Source organism: Budvicia aquatica DSM 5075 = ATCC 35567 (assembly GCF_000427805.1).
In the GTDB taxonomy this organism is placed as follows: domain Bacteria; phylum Pseudomonadota; class Gammaproteobacteria; order Enterobacterales; family Enterobacteriaceae; genus Budvicia; species Budvicia aquatica.
The window spans coordinates 5740-13158 of sequence record NZ_KE386591.1 but is presented as its reverse complement, the minus strand read 5'-3'; the positions used below and the strand labels follow the sequence as shown (position 1 = coordinate 13158).

Annotated in this window: 9 protein-coding genes; 1 reads left to right on the top strand and 8 read right to left on the bottom strand. The window is 53.9% G+C overall.

What is annotated here, in order from left to right:
* Window positions 1-311: 311 nt before the first annotated feature.
* The 7 genes from YWE_RS0125410 to YWE_RS28770 form a co-directional block, all read right to left on the bottom strand.
* The gene (locus YWE_RS0125410) at window positions 312-1490 is read right to left on the bottom strand and encodes a hypothetical protein (RefSeq protein WP_029096952.1); all 1179 of its coding nucleotides are present in this window, start codon (window positions 1488-1490) and stop codon (window positions 312-314) included.
* Window positions 1491-1517: 27 nt separating this feature from the next.
* On the bottom strand, window positions 1518-2600 hold the full coding sequence (locus YWE_RS0125405) for a hypothetical protein (protein WP_029096951.1): 1083 nt from the start codon (window positions 2598-2600) through the stop codon (window positions 1518-1520).
* 246 nt (window positions 2601-2846) lie between these two features.
* On the bottom strand, window positions 2847-3965 hold the full coding sequence (locus tag YWE_RS28775; RefSeq protein ID WP_051323593.1) for an LPS O-antigen chain length determinant protein WzzB: 1119 nt from the start codon (window positions 3963-3965) through the stop codon (window positions 2847-2849).
* Window positions 3958-4257, bottom strand: coding sequence for a hypothetical protein (locus YWE_RS0125390; protein WP_029096950.1), 300 nt, complete (start codon window positions 4255-4257; stop codon window positions 3958-3960). Before YWE_RS0125390 ends, YWE_RS28775 begins: the two co-directional genes overlap by 8 nt.
* A gap of 35 nt (window positions 4258-4292) precedes the next feature.
* Complete coding sequence (locus YWE_RS32250) at window positions 4293-4481, bottom strand: IS1/IS1595 family N-terminal zinc-binding domain-containing protein (protein WP_428829312.1); 189 nt, start codon at window positions 4479-4481, stop codon at window positions 4293-4295.
* 101 nt (window positions 4482-4582) lie between these two features.
* Window positions 4583-4765: an IS1/IS1595 family N-terminal zinc-binding domain-containing protein gene (locus YWE_RS32245; protein WP_428829310.1), complete on the bottom strand. Its 183-nt coding sequence runs from the start codon at window positions 4763-4765 to the stop codon at window positions 4583-4585.
* A 117-nt stretch (window positions 4766-4882) separates the two neighbouring features.
* Entirely contained in the window at window positions 4883-5188 is a 306-nt protein-coding gene (locus YWE_RS28770; protein WP_036017153.1) for an ANR family transcriptional regulator, read from the bottom strand.
* A gap of 779 nt (window positions 5189-5967) precedes the next feature.
* On the opposite strand from YWE_RS28770, the gene YWE_RS32240 reads away from it, so the two are divergent.
* Window positions 5968-6381, top strand: a complete 414-nt coding sequence (locus YWE_RS32240; RefSeq protein WP_071605941.1) for a reverse transcriptase domain-containing protein — start codon at window positions 5968-5970, stop codon at window positions 6379-6381.
* A 16-nt stretch (window positions 6382-6397) separates the two neighbouring features.
* Here YWE_RS32240 and YWE_RS32235 read toward each other — a convergent pair whose 3' ends face one another.
* A complete protein-coding gene (locus YWE_RS32235; RefSeq protein ID WP_407641208.1) occupies window positions 6398-7072 on the bottom strand; it encodes a hypothetical protein in 675 nt (224 codons plus the stop codon).
* Window positions 7073-7419 lie beyond the last annotated feature (347 nt).

Below are 7419 nucleotides of genomic sequence, written 5' to 3'. Positions count from 1 at the left end.
GCCACGGTAGGTGCTCGACCTTCAATTTGCCCTGTAGGTTCACTCAATTTCGCCTGCACGACCACACTCATCAACGGCATCAGCCAAATTAGGCAACGAAAGGCTGAGCCGCTCATCATTCTTAATATCATCCGACTTAAAACGCGCCATCCAGTCCAAGTCCAAGTATAATTACTCAATGTAAAACCCTCAGGGTCAATATATCGCCGATTTCACACAACCAACAATGATTGAGATCTCCGTTTATCGTATGCTGACGACTCCCTGAGTGCCGTTTGTGATTTCTGGGGAGTGCGCCTATGCCACTAAAACTACAGCGGCATAGAACACGCCACGTTAAAACTCACACTCGGAATGTTATTGCCCAACGCACCGGCGAATAAGTTGAAGTCATAGCGACTGGTGCCATTCATTTCGATAGCCCAGTAACTGCTGCTAACCCAACCGTGACCGTAGATTCCCATTTCGCCCCACTCAGGCCATAACTTTCCGTCACTCGTGCGCGTTCCCGCGACCCAGTAAGCCCCGTTAGTCACCGTCTCGTATCCCGGTGTCGCGTACCCGCCGCCCAATCCGCTACAGTAATTGTCCGCCGTTGGTGCATTCATCTGAGTCGCGCCCCCGTTGACAAACCACCTATCTAAGGTAAAGCTAAAATCCCTCGGGGCTTCAACACCACTCCGGTCTGTCATCGTAATCGTCGCGGTTTTATTGGCTGATGTCGGGGTTCCGATAAACTCAACATTCCCCGCAGTGTCTACGGCCACCCAAGGCTGGTCGCTACTGTAGGTGTAATCACCATTTTCAGTGGCATCGATACCGTTCATCCACAGTTGGAATGTCGCCCCCACAAATCCCGTTTTCGGAAACCCACTACTCAGCGCAAACTGATGTCCGTTAACCTGCAATGTCGGCAACACCGGGATACTGACCTTCACCTGAAACACGCCTGTATTAAAGAGCGTTGGTGTGCCCAGCGTCAGTGGCATGCCCGTGCTCGATGTGATGGTCACCGGCACCATGGCGCTCACCTCGGCAATATCCCCGTCCACCAAATACGTCGAAAAAGGCTGAGCACGCTGGGCGGGTGTCAGTGGCGTTCCATTGGATTTCGTCCAGACCCACGTAACCGCTGGGGACAACGTCAGGCTCGGATTGGCAGGCGTATCGCCGTCGGCATCCGCAAACACCAGTCCCGTCGTCAGCGGTGCCAACGTAAATTGGTCTGGCGTCGTCGTTCTGCCCAGTACGGCGGGAAGGGTACTTGTCAGCGGCGTGGTGCCATCGGGCATCAGAATCGATACCGTTCCCGTCGCTGTTGGTGCGCTGCCCGTGATAACGCCTGTAGAACCACTCAGGACAGCATAGGCTGTGCTTGATATCATTACGCCCGGCAGAGCCAGAAGCAAACCCATCGACCAAGCACGTGCCGACAGCGCTTTGCGTCGTCCGAACCCGGTCTTATTAACGTGGCTGATTATCCCTAACATCAAATACCCTTACAATAAAAGACCGGCCTACAGTGTTGTCACACATAACGTATAATACAATGTGCTTGACGGTGATAGGTTAAGGCTGCCATAGGTCATTCCCACACTGTAGCGCTTACCACTCAGGGCCATGTCTTTAGTCCAGTAATAATCCCCGCTCCACTGACTACCATAGTTCGGCATGCTCCCCCATTCGCCCCATAGACTGCCCGCCCCCCGCGTCGCCCCACTGCCGATATCACTGGTCACACCTTGTCGAGTCGGGACTTGAGCCCCTTGAGTGCTGCACCAAGCGTCACTGGTACTCCCGTCTGACTTGGTGAGCCCATTGGACATAAACCACCGGGCCAGCGAGAAGGTGTAGGTGATGGCTGGGCCGCCCGCCGTGGGTGTCGCCGTGATAGTCACCGTTCGAGTGGCCGTTGTCGGTGTGGCCGTCAACGTCACCTGACCGCCCAGTACGCTGACCCAAGGCTGGTTACTCGCCCAGGTATAACGGTCGTTGGTCTGCGTATCCACGCCATTCATCCACAACGTGAAGGTGGCCCCAGTAAAACCAGTGGTCGGAAAAGCCGAGTCGATAGCAAACGAGGTCCCATTCACTCGGACCACTGGACGTGCAGGCACGTTGACCCGGTAAGTTTGGGTGAAGGGCTGCGTCCCCGAGGTCGGCACTCCGGTGACCGAGGTGGTTATCACTGGCACCGTCAAGACCACCGATAGCGTCTTACCGGCAAAATCCGTTTGAAACGGTTGGTTAAGTTGCGAGGCCGTCAAGGGGACGCTGTCCAATGACCACGACAGTGAGCCGCGGGGCACATCAACCACCGCCGACAAGCTCAAGTCACCATCGACATCCGTTAAGCTTAACTCGGTGGTATCAGCCGATATGCCAAACTGAGACGGCGTTTGTGAGAGGCTCACCGTCGCATTGTCCTCAATATCCCCGACAGGTCCGCTCAGCAGCAACCCGCCGGCGGCCGTGGGTGCACGCCCTTGGATATGGCCTGTCGGGCCACTCAGTGTCGCTTGCGTCGGAAAGCTGACCAGAAACAGGGCGGTAATGAACGTCAGCGTTGACAGCACCGGTCTATTCGTCATGATGTTCATTTATCTTCACCTCAGCCCATTTTCCCGAGCAGTCGGTACCCAGCGCATGAGGCCTATCGCGAGTGGGTGAAAATACGTAACAACACCCGCATAGTGCCCGAACGTCACTACCTGACCCATTCCATCCAGTCAGCCACCAGATAGAACACGCTACCCAATACGATGAAACCAACATAATAAGCCGAATCCTGCATCATTTCGTTCCTCATTTTACCTGCTCTGCCTCCGGACACCAACGCATTCCGATTAACCACGACGGTAACGGGCAATACTGTCCATCACCAGTACGGTACCGATACCCAGCATCCCACCGAGCAATACCCCCAGTACAAGTATCAGCGCTTTCTTAGGCCGGTCCTTTTTCACGTGCTCGCCCGGCGTAAGCTGATAACGATACACCTGTGCGGTCACCTGCTGTTGCAGTAACGGCGCCAGTAGACTCAGTTCCCGACTGATATCATGATACCGAACGGGGTACACTATCGGACTCTCCGTCAGGCTGTTGATTTCCGCACTCAAAAAGTTCTCACCCAGCATGTANNNGTGNACCGAATTNGCCAGNTCAATCTTGGTNNCACCGTTGCTGGCTGAATTAGCGTAATANTCCNTAATCCCNGCCCGCTGAGCCGTACTGCGTGANCGGGTCAGNTTGGCNAACTGGTTCGTTCTGTCNGCTTGCANNCTAAANTCNATATCCTGCTGTTCCTTTTGACGCGCCAATATCATGGCCTGAAGATTGTTTTGAAATTCAGCNTCATCTTGNGCAATCACCTGGNCATTNATGCGGTCAACGTAATCGCTCAGTAACGCCAGCGCGGTCTGGGGATTATCCGCCGACGCCGACAGCATAAAGTAAGGGAGGGTTTTCTTTTCATCCGGCGGGGACGTCACCAGTCCCTTGTCAGCCATCTCCGTTAGCCAAACACGTTTCGCCTGCGAGTCCATCGATTCAGTCTGTTGCTTAACGTAAGTCGTCTCGGATAGGTAAGTCAGCTTCTCATTGGGGCTGGACACCATCTCGGTGAACCGGTTGAATAAATGGTTGGCTATTGCCTGTGGGTCGGCGTTAATGCCACTCACCCGGGCAAAGGCCCGTCTTAATGTCAGGTAATCGTCCATCTGGGCCATTCTTGGCGGGGAGACATAGGCTTTGACCGTCCACTGTTCTTTAGCGGTAAAGGCATAGATGCCGGCCATCAGGGTGGTGACCAGCGTCACCATCAGAATCAGCCCCTTTTTGTCCCAGAGCCGAAGGAGCAATTCAAACAGGTCTATCTCATCGTTATCGTACGCATAACGAGGCCCAGCCTGACTGGCGGTATAACCTGATGGGGCGTTTAATTGTTTTTGACTTATTTCACTCATCGTCATACCTCATCTGATGCCATAACACGGGTTCTTGTTGTTGTGATACTGCAGGATGGGCAGTGAGGACAGGTATCGGGCAATCTCGTGCAGGCTTGACCGGGGCCGGGAATGACGCCAGCCATAGCGCCGTGATGGAGGCAGGCGGCGGTTCGCTGAGTACGGAGACCGGGGCGCAACGAAGGGGGCCACCCGCATCTCGGGCGGAGGATAACCATGGCATGGGGACCATCACCGCTATCGCCAGCAAGGTCACCGCACTGACCACAATATCCAAACTGGTCACTCTCATGACACACGCTCCCTGTTGTTACCTTGCCTCGTCGATTAGCTTCCGACACGGTCATTCCCATCCGTTTGATAAGCCGGGTAAATGTACCGGCCCTGAAACGTTCCTCGGCAACTGAGGCACATGTAACGCGGTAAGCCACTGCGGGCTTTACCGTGTTTGCGGATTTGCGTTGCTGTATCGCAATGCGGACACGCCGGGCGTTGCCCTCGATTGAGTAATGTCATCATCATCGTCATCTAAAATCTCCGAGACCGGACCTGAGTCGTGAGCGGTCTATCGTTGTCACGACCACAGGCAGGGCGTATTGTCGGCATCCACGGGCACCTTATGCCTCGGTCACTGACTGGGCCTGACAACTCGTCTGATAAACGTATTTACCCTGAAACGTGCGACCACAGTCACAACAGCGGTAACGCTGAAAGCCACAGCGCGATGTTCCNTGTTTGCGCACCTGNGTGGTGTCATCGCAATACGGGCAAACGGGTGGGGGTTTTCGGTATATGAACATCGTCAAACTCCTTATTCAGGGGATAGTGCCCCCGGTAAAAATTGATAACTCAGTAAAATTAGGTTGTCCCACAATCAACGCCACTATTTCGGTGATGCGGTAACTCTGTGCGCACATTCACTCATTGTGGTACTTCACCGTTTCCTTGGCGTTTTTTAGGGAGATGGGGGTCGAGGCCAGGGATTTCTGATTAGGTGATGGCACTGACCGGCCCGCATAGCCAAGACCCTGTCTCGCCTCATGACTGCAATATCTCGCCCGTGACCCCGCCCACAGTCGGTTTTCAGGCAACCGGGCAACATCCTCGGCCATCGCCCAATACTGAGACGCGCCTCTCCAATCACCGGACTGCTCTTTTAACGCGGCAATCTCTGCCAGGTCGGTATAGTGACGGACTGGCTCAGGGTTCAAACGTTGTGACATAACGACACCTTCAAAAGACATAAATAAAAACGGCAGGGGATTACCCCAAAAATCAAACTAGACACCCAATCGCTGACGTTAACGCTGAAAAACAGGGTGTTGACGTGAAGAACATTTCGAACCAGACTGATTTAGTGATGTGTCAGGTCAAAAACCAACCACCCATCAACCATTAACCCCTCGAGTTGCATGTCGGAATTGTTTTCCCACACCCTGCTTGAGTCCGCCTTCACCTGGCTCTGTCAAACCCGTAAGCACTTCCCCGCGAATGCCGATGTCTGGCACCTTCGATTTCACTGGCAGGCTGAAAAGCAGCGCCTCTACCAGCAACTGAATGCCGGGACTTATCAACTCTCACCACTCCAGTTAGTCAAAACCGCCCAAGGGGACACCCGGGCACTCTGGTCTTCACCGGATGCGTTAGTGCTGAAATGCCTGACCTTACTACTGACCCCACAGCTGCCTGTGCATCCACGGTGCGAACACATCAAAGGTCATCAGGGAGGCAAGAAAAGCGTACAACGTCTCCATCAGGTGCTTCGCCAACCGAACTCTCGCTTTGTCTGCCGTACTGATATCAAGGGCTATTACGCCCGTATCAATAAGCAGACGCTTTATTCACAGGTGCAATCTCATGTTCACCATCCGATACTCCTTAACCTTGTCTGGCAGTTTTTGCACTACAGTGTCGAAGACGGGGCACTTTTCATACTCCCGAATTCGGCATTGCCCGCAGTTCCTCGCTCAGTCCACTCCTGGCGGCATTCCATCTCTACGAGGTGGATGCGCACTTTGCCAACCAACCGAATCTAGATTACTCGCGGTACATGGATGACTTTTTCATCATCACCAAAACCCGCTGGCAACTGCGCAGGGCAGTCAGAAAACTTAATCAGTACTTCAACCAATACGGGTTTCGGCAACATCCCGATAAAACCTTCATTGGCCCCACCCGCAAAGGCACTGACTGGATGGGATACTGGCTAACCGACCAGGGTGTCCAATCCGTCGCACCTAAGGCCCTTGCCAATCACCTGACCAAGCTTCGCCGGCTTTATGAGCAAACCCGACACCTGTCTGCCAAACAGCAGCAGGACAGGGTGGTGGGCTATGTCAAGCGCTGGTTGCGGTGGCTCGCCTGCGGTGGGTGCACTTCCGTGCAGTGTCACCCTAGCAGATGGGCACCGCCATAAGCATTAACTGATTTGATCAGATATTCATGTGGCAAAGCATCGGTACATAAGTAGTTATGAATGTGATCGTCCCACCGGCCTGACAATAATTTAAGTTTTGTTGATACCTCGCTGTTGTTCCTGTCCTAGTGCAATTACCTATCATGTTAAGGGGACTTGTTCTTGTTATACTGCTACTATTACTCGAAACCTCATGGTCCCTGTAGTCGGTGTCGCCGCTTGAGCTAAATATGCTGTCTGGTATGCGCATCGGTCCGTTTGACCCCGCGACCGAGCCCCACTCATTCCATATCCCGCCCCCCGCTACCGTACCCCTAGTGCCACTTACCATCACAACATTCAAATTCGACGGATTTTCTGGGGGCGGGCACATAGTATTGCCGTCATACATAGCGCTCCTGGCCGGCGCGCTGACCCTTCCCCACAATCTGGGGTGTACTACATGCTTATACTCTGTTGTCCCGTCGACCGCAGTTATAGATATTATTGCAGCCGTATATCCCGCTCCAGGATTTCTGTTCATTGAGACGATACCCGTTGTGCGTCCGACCGAGACCCAGTTAGAATCGCTCGTGAATATATATGCACTGTTGTTAGCCGTGGACGTCCCATTCATCCATATCTGGTAACTCGCGTTAGTATAACCGGTACGGGGGAATCCGCTGTTACCTGCAAACTGATACCCATTCACGTTTAACTTCACGCTGGCCGGTAGGGGTATTGGTGCCGCTGGCACGTTCAGGGTGTAGGTGCTGGTCAGTATCGGCGAATTGTTCATCCATGGACTCCCGGTCTGAGTGGTGGTCAGCACCTCAGCACCAACCTCCAGCGTCACCGCGCTGCCCGGGAAACTAGTGTACAGCGGGGTGGATAACTGCGCAGGTGCCAGTGGAGTACCATTGTGCTTCCACACATACGTGGCCGATGGCTGGTCAACCCATGACAAGAGCCCAGTGTCCCCATCCGCGTCGTGTTGGACCTGCGAAAGTAGGTTACCGGTGAGGGCAAACATATCGGGAGTTACCGTCTTGCTCACTG

Coding starts and splice junctions, on each gene's coding strand:
- YWE_RS0125410 (WP_029096952.1), bottom strand. CDS start 1,490: ATGTTAGGGATAATCAGCCACGTTAATAAGACCGGGTTCGGACGACGC.
- YWE_RS28770 (WP_036017153.1), bottom strand. CDS start 5,188: ATGTCACAACGTTTGAACCCTGAGCCAGTCCGTCACTATACCGACCTG.
- YWE_RS0125390 (WP_029096950.1), bottom strand. CDS start 4,257: ATGAGAGTGACCAGTTTGGATATTGTGGTCAGTGCGGTGACCTTGCTG.
- YWE_RS32250 (WP_428829312.1), bottom strand. CDS start 4,481: ATGACATTACTCAATCGAGGGCAACGCCCGGCGTGTCCGCATTGCGAT.
- YWE_RS0125405 (WP_029096951.1), bottom strand. CDS start 2,600: ATGAACATCATGACGAATAGACCGGTGCTGTCAACGCTGACGTTCATT.